Raw genomic sequence first — 18990 nt, forward strand, 5'->3', positions numbered from 1 at the left:
GCTGAGCGCTCAGCGGGCCGACGGGTGGCGTCGGCGGCGCAGCGCCGGGTCGAGCAGGGCGGGCGTGGCGTCGAACTTCTCGTGGGCGGCCAGGTCCGTGCCCGGGGCGACGACGGCGTCGATCGCGTCGAGGACGTCGTCGGAGAGCACGGTGTCGGCGGCGGCCAGCTGGGAGCGCAGGTGGTCCAGGGTGCGCGGCCCGACGAGCGCGCCGGTCACGGCCGGGTGCGCGGTCACGAAGCCGAGCGCGAGCTGGATCAGGGTGAGCCCGGCCTCGTCGGCGATCGCGGCCAGCTTCTCGACGGCGTCGAGCCGGGCCCGGTTGGCGGGCAGCGCCGGGTCGAAACGCTCGGGCAGGACGACGGACCGGTGCGTGGCGACCTCGCGCCCCGCCCGCACCGCGCCCGACAGCCATCCCGAGGCCAGCGGGCTCCACACCAGCACGCCGAGCCCGTACCGCTCGGTCACGGGCAGCACGTGGCTCTCGATCCCGCGCTGGAGGATCGAGTAGCTGGGCTGCTCGGTGACGTACCGGCTCAGCCGGTGCTCGCGTGCGGCCCACTGGGCCTCGACGATGCGGTAGGCGGGGAAGGTCGAGGACCCGAAGTACCGGATCTTCCCGGCGCGCTGGAGGTCGGTGAGCGCGGACAGCGTCTCCTCGTCGCTCGTGTTCGGGTCCCACCGGTGGATCTGGTAGAGGTCGACGTGGTCGACGCCGAGGCGGCGCAGGCTGTTGTCCAGCTCGGTGACCAGCCAGCGGCGCGAGGAGCCCTGGTGGTTGGGCTCGTCGCCCATCGGCATGTTCGCCTTCGTGGCCAGCACGATGTCGTCGCGGCGCCCGGCGATCGCCTTGCCGACCATCTCCTCGGACTCGCCGGCGCCGTACCAGTCGGCGGTGTCGACGAGGTTGATCCCGGCCTCCAGCGCGGCGTCGACGATGGCCGTGGCCTCGTCCTGCGTGGTGCGTCCGATGCTGCCGAAGTTCATGGCGCCGAGCGCCAGCGAGCTGACCTGTACACCGGTGCGGCCCAGGGTGCGGTACTGCATGACGTGTTCCTCCACTGCGGGTGGTGCGTGACGAGGCGCGACTTGGTGGCGGGTGCGACGCTCTGGCATCATGGAGAAGCCAAGCGGAACGCAGTCCCGTTTACTCGTCCGACGATACGGAACAGTGTCCCGTTTATCAACCGGTGAAGGGATCGGCACGGTGAAGGACGGCGAAGCGGCGACGGGACGGGCGGCCTCCCGGCCCAAGCGGTCGGACGCCCGGCGCAACGAGAAGGCCCTGCTCGACGCGGCCGCCGCGGTGTTCGTCAGGTCGGGCGTGGAGGTTCCCGTACGCGACATCGCGGCCGAGGCCGGCGTCGGCACGGCAACGATCTACCGGCACTTCCCGACCCGGGCGGACCTCATCATCGGCGTCTACCGGCACCAGGTGGAGGCCTGCGCCGAGGCCGGCCCCGCCCTGCTGGCGAGCGGCCCGACCCCGTACGCCGCGCTCGCGGCCTGGATCGACCTCTTCGTCGACTTCCTGGTCACCAAGCACGGCCTCGCCGCGGTCCTCCAGTCCGACAACGCCGGCTTCGAGACCCTCCACGCGTACTTCCTCGACCGCCTCGTCCCCGTCTGCTCCGACCTCCTCGCCGCCGCGACCGCCTCCGGCGAGATCCACACCGACGTCGAGGCCTACGCCCTCATGCGCGGCGTCGGCAACCTCTGCATCGGCGCGGAAACCCCCAGCCCGCACTACGACGCGCGGGAACTGGTGCGGGTCCTGATCGCGGGGTTGCGGGGGACCGGCTGATCGCGCCTGCCGGTGAGAGGCGGCGAGTGGATGTGCGCGGCGGGGATTGCTGGATAAAGTCGTCCCGCTACAACTGGTTGTGGGGACAACCATTGCTGGGGGGAGGGCTGACAACCCATGAGTCGTCGCACCACGGGGCCCGTCGGGGTCTGGGCCGAGATGCAGCGGCAGCGCCAGCGCCAGCTCGAAGAAGAGGCGCGGCAGCGCCGCCAGGAGGCCCGGCAGGCGCGGGCCTACGAGCGGCGCGCGGCCCAGAGCTACCGCGGATACAAGCAGGCCGAGGCGATCCGCCGTACGGAGGAGCTGGACGCGCGGGTCGTGGCGCTCCAGGACCTGCTGGCCTCGGGATGCCGGGCCTCGGCCTTCCGGCCCTCCGCGCTCATGCGCGCCGAAGAGCTGCCGCCCCTGGCCGCGGTGGTCGAAGGCGTCCGGCGCCGGGATCCCGACCCCGTGGTCGAGTACTTCTCCGCGGCCCTCTACACCTCGACGGCGTGGCCCGAGGGGTTTCCGCGGTGGGTCGCGATGACGTACGACCCCGCAGCCCGGCAACTGGTGCTGGACTGGGAGCTGCCCGCGGTCGACGTCGTCCCGCAGTCCAAGTACGTCCGGTACATGTACGCGGCCGACCAGTACCGGGAGACTCCCCGCCCGCCGGGGCAGCGCAGGGCGCTCTACAAGGAAGTCCTCGCGCAGTGCATGCTGCTCGTGCTGCACGAACTGTTCGCGGCCGACGAGTACGGAGCGCTGGACTCGGTGGCCCTCAACGGCTTCGTCGACGGACACGACCCCACGACGGGCAGGCGTGAGCACATCTTCCTGGCCACCGTCATGGCCGAGGGCTCCTCGTTCCGCGAACTGCACCTGGCCCAGGTGGACGCGGAGAGCTGTCTGACGGACGCGCTGCGCGGGCAGGTGTCGCCCCGTCCGGACCACCTCGTCGCGATCAGGCCGGGCCGACGGCCCGACGAGGTCGGCCACCCCGTCGCCACCCACGGCGACGACGAGGAGCCCGACCTGTACGAGATGGACCCGATCGCCTTCGAGGGACTGGTGGCCGAGCTGTTCGGGGCCATGGGGATGCGGGCGGTGACCACCCGGCGTTCCCACGACGGCGGTGTCGACGTCCACGCGCTGGACCCGACACCGATCCGGGGCGGAAAGATCGTCGTCCAGGTGAAGCGGTACCGGAACACGGTGCCGCCCACCGCCGTCCGCGACCTCTACGGGACCGTCCAGGACGCCGGGGCGAACAAGGGGGTCCTCGTCACCACGTCCGGCTTCGGCCCCGGTTCGCACGCCTTCGCCAACGGCAAGCCGCTGGAACTGATCGCGGGCACCGAACTCGTCGACCTGCTGCGCCGCCACGGCCTGCGCGGCCGTCTGGGCGACGGCGGCCGCCGGGACGCGCCTTCGCCCCTCGCACCCGCCCCGGAACCTTCACTGCCCGACGCGTACAACATCCTCGGCCTGTCCTGGACCGGGAGCGTCGCCCTGGACGTGTGCGCCCTGGTGTGCCGCGGCAACCGCATCCTGACCGACGAGCACTTCGTCTTCTACAACAACCCGCAGACCCCGGACGGCTCCGTCCGGACCCTGCCCGCCACCGCGCCCGACAAGGCCGCGGTCTGCGCCTCGTTCGACACCCTGCCGGAGGAGGCCGACCGCCTGGTGCTGGTGGCCGCCGTCGACCCGGAGACCAACCCGGACGCCGACCTGTCCGGTTTCACGGACGCGCGCATGCGCCTTCTCGACCCGGGCCTCGCGGAACTGGGCCGGCTCCAGGTCTCCGACGGCCGCCCGCACGAGACCGCGCTCGTCCTCGGCTCCTTCCGCCGCAGGGCCAACGACGACTGGGACTTCGTCGTGGGCGGAAGGGGCTACGCGGGCGGACTGGAGGAGCTGCTGCGCGACTTCGGCGTGGAGGTGGACTGACGGTCCCGCATCGCTCGCCGGTACGTCGAGAGGTGCGGCTCGTGCTCGGACGGCTCGGTGGGAGCCGACTCCTTCGCCCGGAACATCGCCGGTCGCGCTCCGTGGGTGGGGTCGCAACGACGTCCGCGCCGCGCCGCCGTCGTACGGGTGGTGGGCACAGCGGAACTCCGTGTCCGTGACGAACACCCCGACGAGCACCTCGTCGGCCACCGCGCGCGGCAGGGCGCCGACGCAGCCGTGTCGCGGTCACGACGTACACGTCGCGGAACGTGTGCGCGACGGGCGGTACCGACGGGTGCCGGGCCCGCCACAGGGCGGCGAGGGTGTCGGGGGAGAGGTCCGTCACGGTCGCAGGGCGCCCAGGAGTTCGTCCCCCGCGGGGTACGGACGCTCCCTGGGCAGCAGGCGCCGGGCCGTGTCGAGGTCGCCGGCCCGTACGAGGGCGTGGATCTCGTGGGCGAGCGGGGTCACGTCGCGGACGGTGAGCGTCCATTCGTCGGCGTACCGGCGGGCCGCCTCGCCGGTGAGGCCGAGCTGGAGGGAGCGGTACGGCAGGGGGCGCAGACGCAGGTCGCGCTCGGGGTCCCACTGGACGCGGGTGGGCGAGCGTCTCAACTCGCGTTGCCAGGACGCCTGGTCGGTGTGCACGCCGGGCACGTAGCTCGACAGGCATGCCCGGCGCAGGGCCCACTCGAAGCCCTCGCGGCTGATCTCGACGGCCAGGACGGTCTGCTGGCCCTCCTTCGCCGCCCAGCCGCAGCGGTACATCATCCACAGGAACGACGGCTTGATCCACGTCATCCGGTCCCGCTTCCAGGCGGCGGGAAAACGCCCCTCGCGGGCGGCGGGGAGGCCGATCTCCGGGGAGTACGCCTGGTAGACGGTGACGGTGGTCGCCGTGTGGGCCGCCCGGATCTCGCGCTGCGCTGCGTGCATGCCGTACAGCTTGGGACGGCGGGCCGTGCCCGGGCCACCGGATTTCCCGTGGAATCGTCGGGGGGCCTCGTGCGTTGCACACAGGGTGGGCATGGAAGGCCGGTCGTGTGCGGGCCGAGCAGCCCGAGTGATCGAGCCGAGAGAGACATTGGAGGGCCGCTATGGCTGCGCAGACGCAGAGGGCCGTGCTGGCGGGCGGATGCTTCTGGGGGATGGAGGAGCTGATCCGCCGGCTCCCGGGCGTGACCGCGACCCGCGTCGGATACACCGGGGGTGACGTGCCGAACGCGACCTACCGCAACCACGGCACGCACGCGGAGGCCATCGAGATCCTCTTCGACCCCGAGGTGACCGACTACCGCGCGATCCTGGAGTTCTTCTTCCAGATCCACGACCCGAGCACCAAGAACCGCCAGGGCAACGACATCGGCCTCAGCTACCGCTCGGCGATCTACTACGTGGACGACGAGCAGAAGCGGATCGCCGAGGACACCATCGCCGACGTGGACGCCTCCGGACTGTGGCCCGGCAAGGTCGTCACCGAGGTGGAGCCGGTCGGCCCCTTCTGGGAGGCCGAGCCCGAGCACCAGGACTACCTGCAGCGTTACCCGGACGGGTACACCTGCCACTTCCCGCGTCCGGGCTGGCGGCTGCCCGCCCGCACCGAGGGCTGAGGCACTCCGGGAGAGGCGCTGAGGAAGAGGCGGTCCGGCCGGGTCCACGGCCGGACCGCCTCGTCGTACGGCGAGGACGTCGTACGACGAGGACGTCGTGCGGCGGTGAGTCAGTGCGGCAGCGTGGCCGGGCTGCCGCCGTTCGCCTCGTAGCCCGCCACCGCGAGCGCGCGGTAGACCGCGAACTCCGCTGCCGGGTCGGCCGACAGGGTCCACGGCAGCGCGCCGACGTGGCCGTCTATGACCATGAGCTGGTTCATGGCCTCCGCCCAGCGCTCGCCGCGGACCAGGAAGAAGACCAGCAGATGGCGGACGTGCGCCTGCGTCGGGTCGTCCGGGGCGGCCGAGTGGACCGCGTGCAGCGCGCCGTGGACGGCCTTGGTGACGACCCCGCTCTGGTAGAAGCCGCTGACCAGGTTGACCTCGGGCAGGTGCTCGAAGACCGCGAAGAGCGGCATCGCCGCGAGCAACGAGCCCCGCGGGGCCCGCGCGGCCGCCGCCTCCGCGAAGGAGTAGGCCAGCTCCCGCGAGCCGTGCCACTTCTCGCACCAGTACTGCAGGGCGGCCAGGTGCGCCCCCATGTGGTGGGGAGCGCGGTCCAGGATCTTCAGCCAGAGCTGCTCGAACTCCTCGCGCGAGTACCCGAGGCCACGGGCCACCGACAGCTCGACGATGTACGGGACCGGGTCCCCGGGGGCGAGGAGGGCCGCCGTGCCGCAGGCCGCCTTCGCCTCCTCCATGATGATCCGGAACTCGTCCGTGCCCGGCGTCGCCGTCCGCCACGCCTGCTGCACCAGGAACTCGGCCTGCACCGCCGCGCCGCCCGCGTCCTTGGGGGCCTCGGCCCGCCACACCCGCAGCCACTGTCCGCCCGGCGTCTCCCCGACGCCGCCGGGCCGCTGCCGCAGCTCCAGCGACGCGGCGCCCGCGAAGGCCTGCACGCGCTGCCAGCGCCGCTCGCCCTCCGCCTCCGTGCCGGCGAGGAGCTGCTGCGCCCCCCGGTAGTCCTGGGTGCGCTGGACCAGGTCGAGGACGTCCAGCAGGTCCTGGTCGGGACCGGGCATGCGGACGTCCAGCTCCTCCTCGCGGGCGAAGCCGTAGTTCGCGGGGTCGGCGGCGTCCGGGTGACCGGCATCGACCAGGCCGACCGCGCCCCGCCGGCGCCGCGAGATTTGGAGCAGCACGAAGCCGAGCATGACCAGTGCCATCAGGACCCAGAGAATCTCCATGTCTCAAGCGAACCAGACGCCGCCGACAATTGGCCAACCTGTCCCCCTGCCCCGGGGGAAACGCGCGAGGCGTTCCGCACGGCTACCCTCGGTGCCCATGAGCGACAGGCACATCAGTCAGCACTTCGAGACGCTCGCGATTCACGCGGGCAACACCGCCGATCCCCTGACGGGCGCGGTCGTCCCGCCGATCTATCAGGTGTCGACGTACAAGCAGGACGGCGTCGGCGGGCTGCGCGGCGGCTACGAGTACAGCCGCAGCGCCAACCCGACCCGTACGGCCCTGGAGGAGAACCTCGCCGCCCTGGAGGGCGGCCGTCGTGGTCTCGCGTTCGCGTCCGGACTGGCGGCCGAGGACTGCCTGTTGCGCACGCTGCTGCGCCCCGGCGACCACGTGGTGATCCCCAACGACGCGTACGGCGGCACCTTCCGCCTCTTCGCGAAGGTCGCCACCCGGTGGGGCGTGGAGTGGTCGGTGGCCGACACCGGCGATGCCGCCGCCGTACGGGCCGCCCTCACCCCGAAGACCAAGGCGGTGTGGGTGGAGACGCCCTCCAACCCGCTGCTCGGCATCACCGACATCGCGCAGGTCGCGCAGGTCGCCCGGGAAGCCGGAGCCCGGCTCGTCGTCGACAACACCTTCGCCACCCCCTACCTCCAGCAGCCGCTGGCGCTCGGCGCGGACGTCGTCGTGCACTCCCTGACCAAGTACATGGGCGGCCACTCCGACGTGGTCGGCGGCGCGCTGATCGTCGACGACCAGGAGCTGGGCGAGGAACTGGCGTTCCACCAGAACGCGATGGGCGCGGTCGCCGGGCCCTTCGACTCCTGGCTGGTGCTGCGCGGCACCAAGACCCTCGCCGTGCGCATGGACCGCCACAGCGAGAACGCGACCAAGGTCGTCGACATGCTCTCGCGGCACGCGCGCGTGACGAGCGTGCTGTACCCGGGGCTGCCCGACCACCCGGGGCACGAGGTCGCCGCCAAGCAGATGAAGGCGTTCGGCGGCATGGTCTCCTTCCGCGTGGAGGGCGGGGAGCAGGCTGCGGTCGAGGTCTGCAACCGCGCGAAGGTCTTCACGCTCGGCGAGTCCCTCGGTGGCGTCGAGTCGCTGATCGAGCACCCGGGCCGGATGACGCACGCCTCCGCGGCGGGCTCGGCCCTGGAGGTCCCCGCCGACCTGGTGCGGCTGTCGGTCGGCATCGAGAACGCCGACGACCTGCTGGCCGACCTCCAGCAGGCGCTCGGCTAGGACGGGGGCTCACCAGCCCTCCCAGCCGGTCACGGGTGGGGTCGTCTCCGAGGGCGGCTCCACCCACGGCTGTGCGGTCAGCGCCCACACCGTGAACGCCACGGCGGCGGCGCCCAGGAGCAGCCACAGCAGGCGCCGGGCGGCCCTCCTGCGGCGCAGGATGCGACCGCCCCGGCGGACGGCCTCCGCGCAGAGGTCGGGCGGCACCCGGGGCGGCGACTCCTCCATGATCCGCCGTGCGGCGGCCTCGCGCGCGGGGCGGTTCACCGGCACCTCCGGGCGCGCCACGCGCGCGTGCCGGGCGCGGTGCGGGGCATGGCGCCGCGCGTCGCACCCGTCGGCGTGGCCCTGGCACCGCGAGTCGCACCCGTAGGCGTGGCCGCGGCCGTGAGGGTGCCCGTCCTGCGGTCGTCCCTCCCGCCCGTCACGGCGTCGCCGCCTTCGCGGCCACCGGCGGGGCCGGCGCGGGCGGCGGGCGCAGGAGGGTGGCCGTCGCCCGGTCGCAGATCGTCCGGACGCGGTCCACGGGCAGCCCCAGCAGCGCGGACGCCTGTTCCTCGGCGACACCCTCGTAAAGCCTCAGGACGAGGATCAGGCGTTCGTGCGGGGCGAGCACGCCCAGGGCGCCCGCGGGGCGTCGGCGGGCGCGGCCGAGGAGGCCGTAGCGGTGCCAGATCTCGCGGGCGAAACGGGTGGCCAGGTACTGGCGGGTGCGGTCGTACGGGTCCTCCCCGTGCAGCCGGTCCCAGCACGCGTACGTGTGGGCCAGGCTCAGCGCGAGCAGGCGCCTCGCGCGGGGGTTGGCGTCCGGGGTCTCGGCGGTGAGCAGCGTCGCGGCATGCAGCAGCCGCCCTGCCGCACCCGCGACGAACGCCTCGAACTCGCGGGCCCGGCGGGCCTGGTGGGACGCATGCCGTGCTCGCACCGCGCCTCCCGCCCCGACGGCGACGACCCCTGAGGTCTCATATCAGGCCAGGGACGGCCCGTCGGTCAAGGGTTCGGTCGAACCCCGGCCCCGGAAGGCCGTTCAGGACCCCGACGGCGCGTCCGTGGCCGCCGCGTGGGAGGGGGCCATACGGGCGGACAGGGCGCCGTTGAAGCGCGCCAGGAGCGTGCAGAACGTCTCGCGCTCCTCCGGCGCCCAGTCGCGGGTCAGCTCGGCCATGAGCTGACGCCGGGAGGAGCGGACCTCTTCGAGCCGGGCCGCGCCGCGCGGGGACAGCTGGAGGACCACCGCGCGGCCGTCCTCGGGGTGGGAGGTGCGCTTGACCAGTCCGGTGTCGACGAGCGGGGCCACCTGCCGGGTGACCGTCGAGGAGTCGATCCCCATGCTCGCGGCGAGCGCCTTCACACCCATCGGGCCCTCTGTGTCGAGGCGGTTGAGCAGCAGGTAGGCGGCGCGGTCCATGGAGTTGCGCACCTGCCCGACCCCGCCGAGCCGGGTCTGTTCGGCGCGGCGGGCGAAGAGCGCGACCTCGTGCTGGAGCGTCTCGAGAAGACCGGTGTCACCGGCGGTCGTCATGTCCATCGACATATCAGGCGTTGTGGGCATGGCCGGGGGCTCACTTCGTGGAGGGCTGCTAATTGGGGGACAGGGTACGCGGCCGGGCGGCAAGGCGTACCGGCGCGGGACAAAGCGGGTCTCGCGGACTGGTCACAACGGTGCGCGGCGTCCGGGAACTGCGATGCTGGAGGCTATGAGCTACAGCACAGCCCCCCGCGTCGCTCCCGTCACCCTCGACGACGTGCGCGGAGCCCAGAAGATGCTCTCGGGCGTGGCGCGCGTGACGGCGATGGAGGGCAGCAGGCACCTGTCGCAGCTGGTGGGCTCGCCGGTGCACTTCAAGTGCGAGAACCTCCAGCGGACCGGCTCCTTCAAGCTGCGCGGCGCCTACGTGCGGATCGCCGGGCTGCTGCCCGAGCAGCGGGCGGCGGGCGTGGTCGCGGCCAGCGCGGGCAACCACGCCCAGGGCGTGGCGCTGGCGTCGTCGCTGCTGGGTGTGCGGTCGACGGTGTTCATGCCGAAGGGGGCGCCGCTGCCGAAGATCAGCGCGACCCGGGAGTACGGCGCCGAGGTGCGGCTGCACGGCCAGGTGGTGGACGAGACGCTGGCCGCCGCGCAGGAGTACGCCGAGCGGACCGGCGCGGTGTTCATCCACCCCTTCGACCACCCGGACGTGATCGCGGGCCAGGGCACGGTCGGGCTGGAGATCCTGGAGCAGTGCCCCGAGGTGCGGACCGTCGTGGTCGGCATCGGCGGGGGCGGGCTCGCGGCCGGCATCGCGGTGGCGGTGAAGGCGCTGCGGCCGGACGTGCGCATCGTGGGCGTGCAGGCGGAGGGCGCGGCGGCGTACCCGCCCTCGCTGGCCGCGGGACGCCCGGTGGCCGTCGAGAATCCGGCGACGATGGCCGACGGCATCAAGGTGGGGCGGCCCGGTGACGTGCCGTTCGGGATCGTGGGAGAGCTGGTGGACGAGGTCCGCACGGTCTCCGAGGACGCCTTGTCGACCGCCCTGCTGCTGTGCCTGGAACGGGCCAAGCTGGTCGTGGAACCGGCCGGGGCGAGTCCGGTGGCGGCGCTGCTGAGCGCGCCGGACGCCTTCGCGGGTCCGGTGGTGGCCGTCCTGTCCGGCGGCAACGTGGACCCGGTGCTGATGCAGGGCGTGCTGCGGCACGGCATGGCCGCGCAGGGCCGTTACCTGGCGGTCCGGCTGCGGCTGACGGACCGGCCCGGCGCCCTCGCCACGCTCCTGGGGGTGTTGTCGGTGGTCGACGCCAACGTCCTCGACGTGAGCCACGTCCGGACCCATCCGCGGCTCGGGCTCACGGAGGCCGAGGTCGAACTGCACCTGGAGACCAAGGGACCCGAGCACTGCGTCGAGGTCGGCCGCGCGCTGCGGGAGGCGGGCTACACCGTCATCGCCTGATTCCGGCCGGGGGCCGTCGGCCGCTGCCTGCTCGTCAGCCCCTGCCTGTTCATCGACATCTGTCTGCTCGTCCCCCGTTCGTCCGTCACTCGTTCGTGCACCTGCATTGTGGGACGCGATACATCGCGTTATGGTGTGTCGTAAATCGCTCGCGGAGCGCGGCGAAACGCACAAACCTAGGCTTTCCGAAGAATCCCCGACGACGTGGAGACTCATATGCCAGGCGCCATCTACGCCGAAGGTCTGGTGAAGACCTTCGGTGACGTAAGGGCTCTGGACGGCGTCGACCTCGACGTTCCCGAGGGCACGGTCCTCGGCCTGCTCGGGCCGAACGGCGCGGGCAAGACCACCGCCGTCCGCTGCCTCACGACCCTGCTGCGCCCCGACAGCGGCAAGGCGGTCGTCGCGGGCATCGACGTCCTCAGGCAGCCCAACGAGGTACGGCGTTCCATCGGCCTCTCCGGCCAGTTCGCCGCGGTCGACGAATACCTGACCGGCCGGGAGAACCTGCACATGGTCGGCCAGCTCTACCAGATGAAGAGCAAGGTCGCGAAGGCCCGCGCCGCCGAGCTGCTCGACCAGTTCCACCTCTCGGACGCCGCCGACCGTCCGACGAAGACCTACTCGGGAGGCATGCGCCGCCGGCTCGACCTGGCGGCGGCCCTGGTCGTCTCCCCGCCCGTCATGTTCATGGACGAGCCCACCACCGGCCTCGACCCCCGCAACCGGCAGGAGCTGTGGGAGGTCATCAAGCAGCTGGTCGCCGGCGGCACGACCCTCCTGCTGACCACGCAGTATCTGGAGGAGGCCGATCACCTGGCGCACGACATCGCGGTCGTCGACCACGGCCGCGTCATCGCCCGCGGCACCTCCGACCAGCTCAAGGCCCGCACCGGGGGAGAGCGCGTCGAGGTCGTCGTCCACGAGCGCCACCACATGGGGACGGCCTCCGAGGTCCTCGCCGGGTTCGGCAAGGGCGCGACCACGGTCGAACAGCACACCCGCAAGCTGACCGTCCCCGTCACCGGCGGCGCGAAGCTGCTCGCCGAGGTCATCCGCGAGCTCGACGCCCGCGGCATCGAGATCGATGACATCGGCCTGCGCCGCCCCACCCTCGACGACGTCTTCATCTCCCTCACCGGCCACGCGGCCGAGGTGCGGGACGAGGAGAACGGCTCGGCGGACGACGCCGGCCGCGAGCAGGAGAAGGAGACCGCCAAGTGAGCGCCGCCACCGACGCGGTGCCGGCCACGGCGCCCGGCAACCGCATCGCCCAGTCCCTGCGGGACTCGCTGGTCATCGCCCGAAGAAACCTGATCCGGATGACCCGGATCCCCGAGATGGTCCTCTTCGGGGTCATCCAGCCCGTGATGTTCGTGGTCCTGTTCACGTACGTCTTCGGTGGTTCCATCAAGGTCGGCAGCACCACCGACTCGGGTGTCTACAAGGACTTCCTGATGGCGGGCATCTTCGCGCAGACCGTCACCTTCGCCACCGCGGGATCGGCGGCCGGTATCGCCGACGACATGCAGAAGGGGCTCGTCGACCGGTTCCGCTCCCTGCCGATGGCCCGGGGCGCGGTCCTGACCGGGCGCACCGTGGCCGACCTCGTGCAGACGGCCATCACCCTGCTCGTCCTGGCGATCGTCGCGCTGATCGTGGGCTGGCGCACCGGCTCCGCCGACCCGACCAACGCCGCCCGGATCCTCACCGGCTTCGCCCTGCTGCTGCTCCTGGGCTACGCCTTCACCTGGATCGGCGCGCTGATCGGCCTGTCCGTGCGCACCCCGGAGGCGGCGACCTCGGGAGGGATCATCTGGCTCTTCCCGGTGACGTTCATCTCGAACGCCTTCGTGGACCCCACGCAGATGACGCCTTGGCTCCGGCACGTCGCCGAATGGAACCCGTTCAGCGCCACGGTGCAGGCCTGCCGCGAGCTGTTCGGCAACCCGGGCGTCGTGCAGTCGGACGCCTGGCCCATGCAGCACCCGGTCTGGGCCTCGCTGCTCTGGTCCGTGCTGATCATCGCGGTCTTCCGGACGCTGGCGGTGCGCAAGTACCGGTCGGCGGCCACCTGACGACGCGGGAGGACCGGACCGCAGGAGGAGGACAGGACGGGAAGGAGCGGACAGGACGGCAAGGAGCGGGCAGGACGACGACGGGCCCCGGTGTCACGGGGACACCGGGGCCCGTCGGCGGTGGGCGGCGCGTCAGCCGTTGTACGGCTCGGCCTTGAGGATCTTCACCGACGCCATCTTGCCGTTCGGCAGCTCGTACTCGGCGTCCTCGCCGACCTTGTGGCCGCTGACACCCGAGCCGAGAGGGGACTGCGGGGAGTACGTCTCGATGTCCGAGCTCGCGTACTCGCGCGAGGCGAGCAGGAAGGTCAGCGTGTCGTCCTCGTCGCCGTCGAAGGCGATCGTGACGACCATGCCGGGCGCCACCACGCCGTCGGCGGCCGGGGCCTCGCCCACCTTGGCGCTCTCCAGGAGCTGGGTCAGCTGGCGCACGCGGAGCTCCTGCTTGCCCTGCTCCTCCTTCGCCGCGTGGTACCCGCCGTTCTCACGCAGGTCCCCCTCCTCACGAGCCGCGGCGATCTTGGCAGAGATCTCGGTGCGCGCAGGACCAGTAAGGTATGCAAGCTCCTCCTTGAGCTTGTTGTACGCCTCCTGGGTCAGCCAGGTGACGTTCTCGCTGGTCTGGGTCACGGGTGCTCCTCGTTGGTACTGGGAATACAAATCAACGCCCTACCCAGAAGGATGTTCCTTCATGGAAGGGCGAAACCACGAGCCTAACAATTGAGTGGCCAAAGGGGGAGGACATAAGCGACCAGATTCATGTCACCGCAGGTCACGCGGGACGAATCGGCGCCAGGGGGCCTCGCCGGATCACTCCGGGTGGCAGCCGAGCAGCTCGGCCGTCGTCCCCGCCGCCTTGGTCCGGAGGGTGACGACCTTGTCGATGCGGGTGCCGTCGCCGTCGAAGCGGAAGTCGGCCCGGCCCACCTCGTCGCCGTCCTCCGCCTGGGAGCGGACCGTGCAGTAGCCGGTGACGCCGGAGTCCTTGCGGACCTCCAGGTGCACCTGCACCGAGTCCTCGGCGAGCTCGAACCCGATCAGCTCGCCGCTGATCTTGTTCTGGCCGACGTAGTGGTAGCCGAACCAGCCGATCAGTGCGAGCAGGAGCGCGCCGAGTACGGCGCCGACGACCTTGAGCGTGCGGTCGGCCTGCTCGTCCGAGGAGCGGCCGTACCGACCCCGGGGGGTCTGCGTGCTCGCCGTACTCATGATCGTCCTCTCGGCGGGCCCGGTCTTCCCGGGCTCCGGAATTTTTCGCCCTCCGATTCGGTCACTATAGAAGCGCCGATCGCGCCGCTGTACACCGGGCGCCGACTGACTTGAGGATTGAGTCTTGACTGACCAGTTGCGACTGATGGCCGTCCACGCCCACCCCGACGACGAGTCGAGCAAGGGCGCGGCCACCATGGCGAAGTACGTGTCCGAGGGGGTGGACGTGCTGGTGGTGACCTGCACGGGCGGGGAGCGCGGCTCCATCCTCAACCCGAAGCTCCAGGGCGACGCGTACATCGAGGAGAACATCCACGAGGTGCGCAGGAAAGAGATGGACGAGGCCCGGGAGATCCTGGGCGTGAAGCAGGAGTGGCTCGGCTTCGTCGACTCCGGCCTGCCCGAGGGCGACCCGCTGCCGCCGCTGCCGGAGGGCTGCTTCGCCCTGGAGGACGTCGACAAGGCGGCCGGTGAGCTGGTGCGCAAGATCCGCTCCTTCCGGCCCCAGGTGATCACCACCTACGACGAGAACGGCGGCTACCCGCACCCCGACCACATCATGACCCACAAGATCACGATGGTGGCGTTCGAGGGTGCGGCCGACACCGAGAAGTACCCGGAGAGCGAGTACGGACCGGCGTACCAGCCGCAGAAGGTCTACTACAACCAGGGCTTCAACCGGCCCCGCACCGAGGCGCTGCACCACGCGCTGCTGGAGCGCGGCCTGGAGTCGCCGTACCACGACTGGCTCAAGCGCTGGACCGAGTTCGAGCGCAAGGAGCGCACCCTCACCACGCACGTGCCCTGCGCGGACTTCTTCGAGACCCGCGACCGGGCGCTGATCGCGCACGCCACGCAGATCGACCCCGAGGGCGGCTGGTTCCGGGTGCCGATGGAGATCCAGAAGGAGGTCTGGCCCACCGAGGAGTACGAGCTGGCCAAGTCCCTCGTGGAAACCTCCCTCCCCGAGGACGACCTCTTCGCGGGCATCCGGGACAATGCCTGACATGAGTGCAAGCGCAAGCCTGGCAATGACGCACCTCGTCACTCTCGCCGAACTCGACGAGGACAAGGTCACCCCCGGCGTCCTCGGTTTCATCGTGTTCGCGGTGATGGCCCTGGCGGTGTGGGGACTGATGAAGTCCATGAACCGGCACATGGGCAGGGTCGAGTTCAAGGAGGCGGCCGAGCCGGACGCCTCCGGCGGCCCCGAGGCGAAGCCTCAGCGGGGCTGACCCGGGCGGGCGGCGCGGCCGGTCTCAGGCCGTGACCGCCACGCCCATCACCTCCCTGGCCTGGCGGCCCGGAACCATGCCCAGGCGCCAGGCCTGCCACCCCGCCTCGAGCTGCACGCCGCGCTCCAGGAGGAGCTGGTAGGCGTCCACGTAGTCGTCCAGCTTGGCATCGCGGGCGGGATGGCGGGACCGGGACAACTGGGCCAGCTCCTCCTGCGCCACCGCCGTGCCGACCTCCACCCCGCCGGGGGCGGCGTACGGCAGCAGCGTGCAGCGCAGGAAGCGGGCCCAGTCCTCGCCCCGCCGGTCGCCGTACCCGGCGAACAGGGCGGCGGCCTCGTCGCACAGGGCCAGGGCCTGCGGCGTACGGGCGTTGCCCGCGTCCACGACCGCCAGTTCCAGGCACGTCCACGCCTCGCCGTGGCCGACGCCGATGCGCTGGAAGTCGGCGCGGGCGTCGACCAGGAGCTGACGGGCGAAGCCGGAGTTGCGCAGCGAGCCGGTCTGGGCGGCCCGCTGGTCGCGGGTGACGCGCGCCGAGTGGTGCCGGGCGCAGGCCAGGCCGTACACGTCCCGCATGCGCGAGAACATGGTGCGGGAGCGTTCCAGCTCGCGCACGGACTGGTCCAGGTCGCCGGTCTCCTCCAGCGCCTGGCCCAGGTAGTAGACCGTCCAGGCCTCGCCGCGGGCGTCCTCGTTCTCGCGGTGCCGGGCCGCCGCCCGCCGCAGTTCCTCCACCGCCTCCGAGGCGTCGCCGTCCACCAGCCGGGCCCGGGCGAGCTGGGTCAGCGCCCAGGCCTCGCCGCGCGCGTCCTGGGTGCGGCCGTACAGGTCCAGGGCGGCCCGCAGGTCCGCCTCCGCGCCGGGCACGTCGCCCCTGCGCAGGTGGAGCTGGCCGAGCTGGAAGTGGGCCCACGCCTGGCCGTGCACCGACTCGCCCGCCCGGTGCAGCACCAGCGACTCGGTGAGCAGCTCCAGCGCCTCGGACAGCCGGGCCCGGTCGCGCTGCACCGCCGCCAGCGCGTGCAGCGTCCACGCCCGGTCCGTGGCCAGCTCCGGCGCGGCCTGGAGGTCCAGCGCCTCCTGGAGCTTGGCCGCCGCGTCGGTCAGATTGCCCTGGTGGTGCAGCGTGATCCCCAGCGAGCACAGGGCACGCGCCGCGCCGGCGTCGTGGTGGGCGTCGCGGTACAGGTCCACGACGGAGGCCAGCGTCGTACGCGCCTTGTCCAGCTCGCCGAGCTGCCGGGCCGCGATGCCGGTGCGCCACTGCACCGAGCGCACCAGCAGCCCCTGGTCCACGGACTGCGCCAGCTCGCTGATCTCCCCGAGCCGGTACAGGTCACCGCGCAGCAGGCAGTAGTCGCACAGCGCGCCCAGCAGGTTCAGCACCGTCCCCTGGTCGACGCCCTCCGCGTGCCTGAGTGCCGCCGTGATGAAGCTCGACTCGTCGTCCAGCCAGCGCAGCGCCTCGTCCAGGGACGTGAAGCCGTACTGCCCGAACTGGTTCGAGCGGGTCGACATGTTGCCGTCGACCAGGCGCAGCACGGAGTCGGCCAGCTCGGCGTAGTTCGCGATGAGCCGTTCCTGCGCGGCCGTCCGCTCGCCGGGCTCCTCCTCGTCGGCGAGCCGGGCGCGGGCGAAGGCGCGCACCACGTCGTGCAGGCGGTAGCGGCTGCCCCGGACGTGGTCGATCAGACCCGCCCGCGACAGCGCCGCCAGCTGCCGGGCCGCCTCCGTCTCGTCCGTGGCCAGCAGCGCGGCGGCGGCCGCGGCACCCAGCGAGGTGCGGCCCGCCAGCGCCAGCCGGCGCAGCAGCCGCCGGGCGGGCTCCGACTGGTCGGTGTAACGCAGCCACAGCGCCCGCTCGACCGGCTCCACGGGGCCGTAGGCGCCCAGATCGGTCGCCAGCGCGCGCGCCGAACGCGGGCCCAGCGCCGACCCGGCGATCCGCAGCGCCAGCGGCAGCCCGCCGCACAGCTGCCGGATCAGCTCGCTCGACTCGGCGTCGTACGGCCCCGAAGCGTCCTCGGCGGCGGCGCCCAGCAGCTCCTCCGCGCCCGCCGCGTCCAGCGCCTCGACGGGCAGGTCGTACACGCGGGCGGGCAGGTCGGGCGGGAGCCGCAGCGCCTCCCGCGCGGTGACCAGCACCAGGCTGTCCGACCGCTCCGGCACCAGCGCCCGCACCTGCTCGGCATCCCAGGCGTCGTCCAGGACGACGGTGACCGGGACGCCGGTCAGGTGCTGGTGGTACAGCTCGCTCAGCCGCTTGACCTGCTGGTCCGCCGAGGAACGCTCCCGGAACAGCAGTTGCTCGCGCGGCGCCCCCAGCCGGTTCAGCAGGTGCAGCAGGGCGTCCCGGGTGCTCAGCGGTGCCCCGCCGCCCGTCCCCGACCCGACCGCCCTGGACCCGGCCCCGCGCAGGTCGACCAGGCAGGCTCCGCGGAAGTAGTCCCGCAACTCGTGGACGGCCCGCACCGCCAGCGTCGTACGGCCGCTGCCCGGCGGACCGTGCAGCACCACCACCGTCGGCTTCGTCTCCGTGCTCGCGCGGGCCGCCTGTACCCACTGCCGCAGCTTCGCCATCTCCTGCCGTCGGCCCGCGAAGGGCCCCTCGGCCACCGGAAGCTGCCCGAACGACTGCTCCAGCGCGCTGCGCCCCCGCGCCGCCGCGCTCTTGTCGGCACCCCGCAGCTTCGGCCCGCTCTTGGCCGGCCCGGTGGACGCGGCGAGCATCCGCTGCTGATCCAGGAACGGGCGGATGCCGCGCACCTCCAGCGCGGTCAGCCACTGCAGCCGCAACTGCTCGGGGCCGCCGGGCTGGCTGACCGCCCCCGCGCGGTGATGGGCGGCCGGCACATGGGTCCCGGCCACCTTCAGCACGGTCGCCGCCGCGCCCACCGCGCCCACCGCCACGCCCGCGCCCACCGCGGTGCCGGTCCCCGTGCCGAGCGCCACGTCGGCCACCACCGCGGCGACCGCCGCCACGGCGGCCACCAGCAGGGGTGTGCCGGCACCCTCGCGGGCGTAGCGCTCGCGGAAGGTGAGCTGTCCGGCGGCGGCCTCGTCGAGGGCGTGGGTGTAGGCCGCGTACTCCTCGCCGGCCGTCCCCGCCATCGCGTCCAGTGCCGCGCGGGCCCGGGAGAGCAGTACGTTCCCGTCCGTACGCCCGCCCGAGCGCCGTACCTCCTCCTCCACGGCCCGTCTGAGCAGGCCCTCGGCCTCCGCCCGATGACTGTCCCGCATGTCGCGCCCCCTCCGGCGGCATCGGTGTCCTGCCGGTCGGCCCGGGCGCCCCGGTGCCCCCGGGCGTCCCAGGGCCCTCCGGCCCGTTCCCGGGTCCTTCCCCGGTTGTGCGCCACTCAAGTGTCCTTGGGTGGGGAGACCCTGGGGAGGGGTGACCGGCGCCGGTTTCGCCTCCGCGCCGCTTCGGCCGGGGAAATTCGACGAATTCCTCTCTTGACCCCGGTGACGGAAGCCACTAATTTGCCAGGGAAGCGGACCCATGACTACCGACAGGAGGCGATCACGGATGTACACCAACTCCGATCTGAGTCGCCTCGCCCGCCGCACCGTGTGGGTTTCGGGCCGGGTCGCGCACGGCTGCTGACACGCCGTTTCGCCGTGCCCTCGCGTGGCACGTGCCGGAATTTTCCTTTTACCTCTTCACCCCTTCACGGCATGCCCCTGTCGCGTGCCGATCTGCGCCCGCTTTTC

Annotated in this window: 18 protein-coding genes; 9 read left to right on the plus strand and 9 right to left on the minus strand. The window is 72.4% G+C overall.

All coding sequences use genetic code 11. From position 1 onward, the window contains the following. Positions 1–9: 9 nt before the first annotated feature. Positions 10–1047 (minus strand): aldo/keto reductase, encoded by a 1038-nt coding sequence (locus tag Sdi02f_RS09390; protein ID WP_031086445.1) that lies wholly within the window; start codon positions 1045–1047, stop codon positions 10–12. 160 nt (positions 1048–1207) lie between these two features. Here Sdi02f_RS09390 and Sdi02f_RS09395 point away from each other — a divergent pair, with 160 nt between their 5' ends. Continuing rightward, a complete protein-coding gene (locus Sdi02f_RS09395) occupies positions 1208–1804 on the plus strand; it encodes a TetR/AcrR family transcriptional regulator (RefSeq protein ID WP_030400878.1) in 597 nt (198 codons plus the stop codon). 117 nt (positions 1805–1921) lie between these two features. Next, complete coding sequence (locus tag Sdi02f_RS09400; RefSeq protein ID WP_108933069.1) at positions 1922–3736, plus strand: restriction endonuclease; 1815 nt, start codon at positions 1922–1924, stop codon at positions 3734–3736. Positions 3737–4078: 342 nt separating this feature from the next. Here Sdi02f_RS09400 and Sdi02f_RS09405 read toward each other — a convergent pair whose 3' ends face one another. After that, the gene (locus Sdi02f_RS09405; RefSeq protein WP_108933070.1) at positions 4079–4672 is read right to left on the minus strand and encodes a DUF4291 domain-containing protein; all 594 of its coding nucleotides are present in this window, start codon (positions 4670–4672) and stop codon (positions 4079–4081) included. A 161-nt stretch (positions 4673–4833) separates the two neighbouring features. On the opposite strand from Sdi02f_RS09405, the gene msrA reads away from it, so the two are divergent. Next, positions 4834–5346: a peptide-methionine (S)-S-oxide reductase MsrA gene (gene msrA, locus Sdi02f_RS09410; RefSeq protein ID WP_030400875.1), complete on the plus strand. Its 513-nt coding sequence runs from the start codon at positions 4834–4836 to the stop codon at positions 5344–5346. Positions 5347–5456: 110 nt separating this feature from the next. Here the strand turns inward: msrA and Sdi02f_RS09415 are convergent, their stop codons facing one another. Further along, positions 5457–6575 carry a hypothetical protein gene (locus Sdi02f_RS09415; RefSeq protein WP_108933071.1) on the minus strand — a complete coding sequence of 373 codons (1119 nt, stop codon included), beginning with the start codon at positions 6573–6575 and terminating at the stop codon, positions 5457–5459. A gap of 97 nt (positions 6576–6672) precedes the next feature. Between Sdi02f_RS09415 and Sdi02f_RS09420 the strand changes: the two genes are divergently transcribed. Continuing rightward, positions 6673–7827, plus strand: a complete 1155-nt coding sequence (locus Sdi02f_RS09420) for a cystathionine gamma-synthase (protein WP_108933072.1) — start codon at positions 6673–6675, stop codon at positions 7825–7827. A gap of 9 nt (positions 7828–7836) precedes the next feature. Here Sdi02f_RS09420 and Sdi02f_RS09425 read toward each other — a convergent pair whose 3' ends face one another. The 3 genes from Sdi02f_RS09425 to Sdi02f_RS09435 form a co-directional block, all read right to left on the minus strand. Then, entirely contained in the window at positions 7837–8094 is a 258-nt protein-coding gene (locus tag Sdi02f_RS09425) for a hypothetical protein (protein WP_030400872.1), read from the minus strand. A gap of 157 nt (positions 8095–8251) precedes the next feature. Then, positions 8252–8752 carry a sigma factor-like helix-turn-helix DNA-binding protein gene (locus tag Sdi02f_RS09430; RefSeq protein WP_030400871.1) on the minus strand — a complete coding sequence of 167 codons (501 nt, stop codon included), beginning with the start codon at positions 8750–8752 and terminating at the stop codon, positions 8252–8254. Positions 8753–8854: 102 nt separating this feature from the next. After that, positions 8855–9355, minus strand: coding sequence for a MarR family winged helix-turn-helix transcriptional regulator (locus Sdi02f_RS09435; RefSeq protein ID WP_031086450.1), 501 nt, complete (start codon positions 9353–9355; stop codon positions 8855–8857). Between the two features lie 169 nt (positions 9356–9524). Between Sdi02f_RS09435 and ilvA the strand changes: the two genes are divergently transcribed. From ilvA to Sdi02f_RS09450, 3 genes are all read left to right on the plus strand, one after another. Beyond that, a complete protein-coding gene (gene ilvA, locus Sdi02f_RS09440; protein WP_030400869.1) occupies positions 9525–10754 on the plus strand; it encodes a threonine ammonia-lyase in 1230 nt (409 codons plus the stop codon). 216 nt (positions 10755–10970) lie between these two features. Continuing rightward, complete coding sequence (locus Sdi02f_RS09445; RefSeq protein ID WP_053666253.1) at positions 10971–11978, plus strand: ATP-binding cassette domain-containing protein; 1008 nt, start codon at positions 10971–10973, stop codon at positions 11976–11978. Next, the gene (locus Sdi02f_RS09450) at positions 11975–12832 is read left to right on the plus strand and encodes an ABC transporter permease (protein ID WP_030400867.1); all 858 of its coding nucleotides are present in this window, start codon (positions 11975–11977) and stop codon (positions 12830–12832) included. The genes Sdi02f_RS09445 and Sdi02f_RS09450 overlap by 4 nt, the downstream gene beginning before the upstream one ends. Before the next feature lie 132 nt (positions 12833–12964). Here Sdi02f_RS09450 and greA read toward each other — a convergent pair whose 3' ends face one another. Together greA and Sdi02f_RS09460 are read right to left on the minus strand one after the other, a co-directional pair. Continuing rightward, on the minus strand, positions 12965–13462 hold the full coding sequence (gene greA / locus Sdi02f_RS09455) for a transcription elongation factor GreA (protein ID WP_030400866.1): 498 nt from the start codon (positions 13460–13462) through the stop codon (positions 12965–12967). Positions 13463–13642: 180 nt separating this feature from the next. Continuing rightward, entirely contained in the window at positions 13643–14041 is a 399-nt protein-coding gene (locus Sdi02f_RS09460) for a DUF4307 domain-containing protein (RefSeq protein WP_031086455.1), read from the minus strand. A gap of 145 nt (positions 14042–14186) precedes the next feature. Between Sdi02f_RS09460 and mca the strand changes: the two genes are divergently transcribed. Next, positions 14187–15047 carry a mycothiol conjugate amidase Mca gene (mca, locus tag Sdi02f_RS09465; protein WP_030400864.1) on the plus strand — a complete coding sequence of 287 codons (861 nt, stop codon included), beginning with the start codon at positions 14187–14189 and terminating at the stop codon, positions 15045–15047. Next, positions 15040–15276: a hypothetical protein gene (locus Sdi02f_RS09470; RefSeq protein WP_174843324.1), complete on the plus strand. Its 237-nt coding sequence runs from the start codon at positions 15040–15042 to the stop codon at positions 15274–15276. Before mca ends, Sdi02f_RS09470 begins: the two co-directional genes overlap by 8 nt. Positions 15277–15300: 24 nt before the next feature. Here the strand turns inward: Sdi02f_RS09470 and Sdi02f_RS09475 are convergent, their stop codons facing one another. Next, positions 15301–18519 carry a tetratricopeptide repeat protein gene (locus Sdi02f_RS09475; protein WP_108933073.1) on the minus strand — a complete coding sequence of 1073 codons (3219 nt, stop codon included), beginning with the start codon at positions 18517–18519 and terminating at the stop codon, positions 15301–15303. Positions 18520–18990 lie beyond the last annotated feature (471 nt).

This window comes from Streptomyces ardesiacus (assembly GCF_003112575.1).
Lineage (GTDB): Bacteria > Actinomycetota > Actinomycetes > Streptomycetales > Streptomycetaceae > Streptomyces > Streptomyces ardesiacus.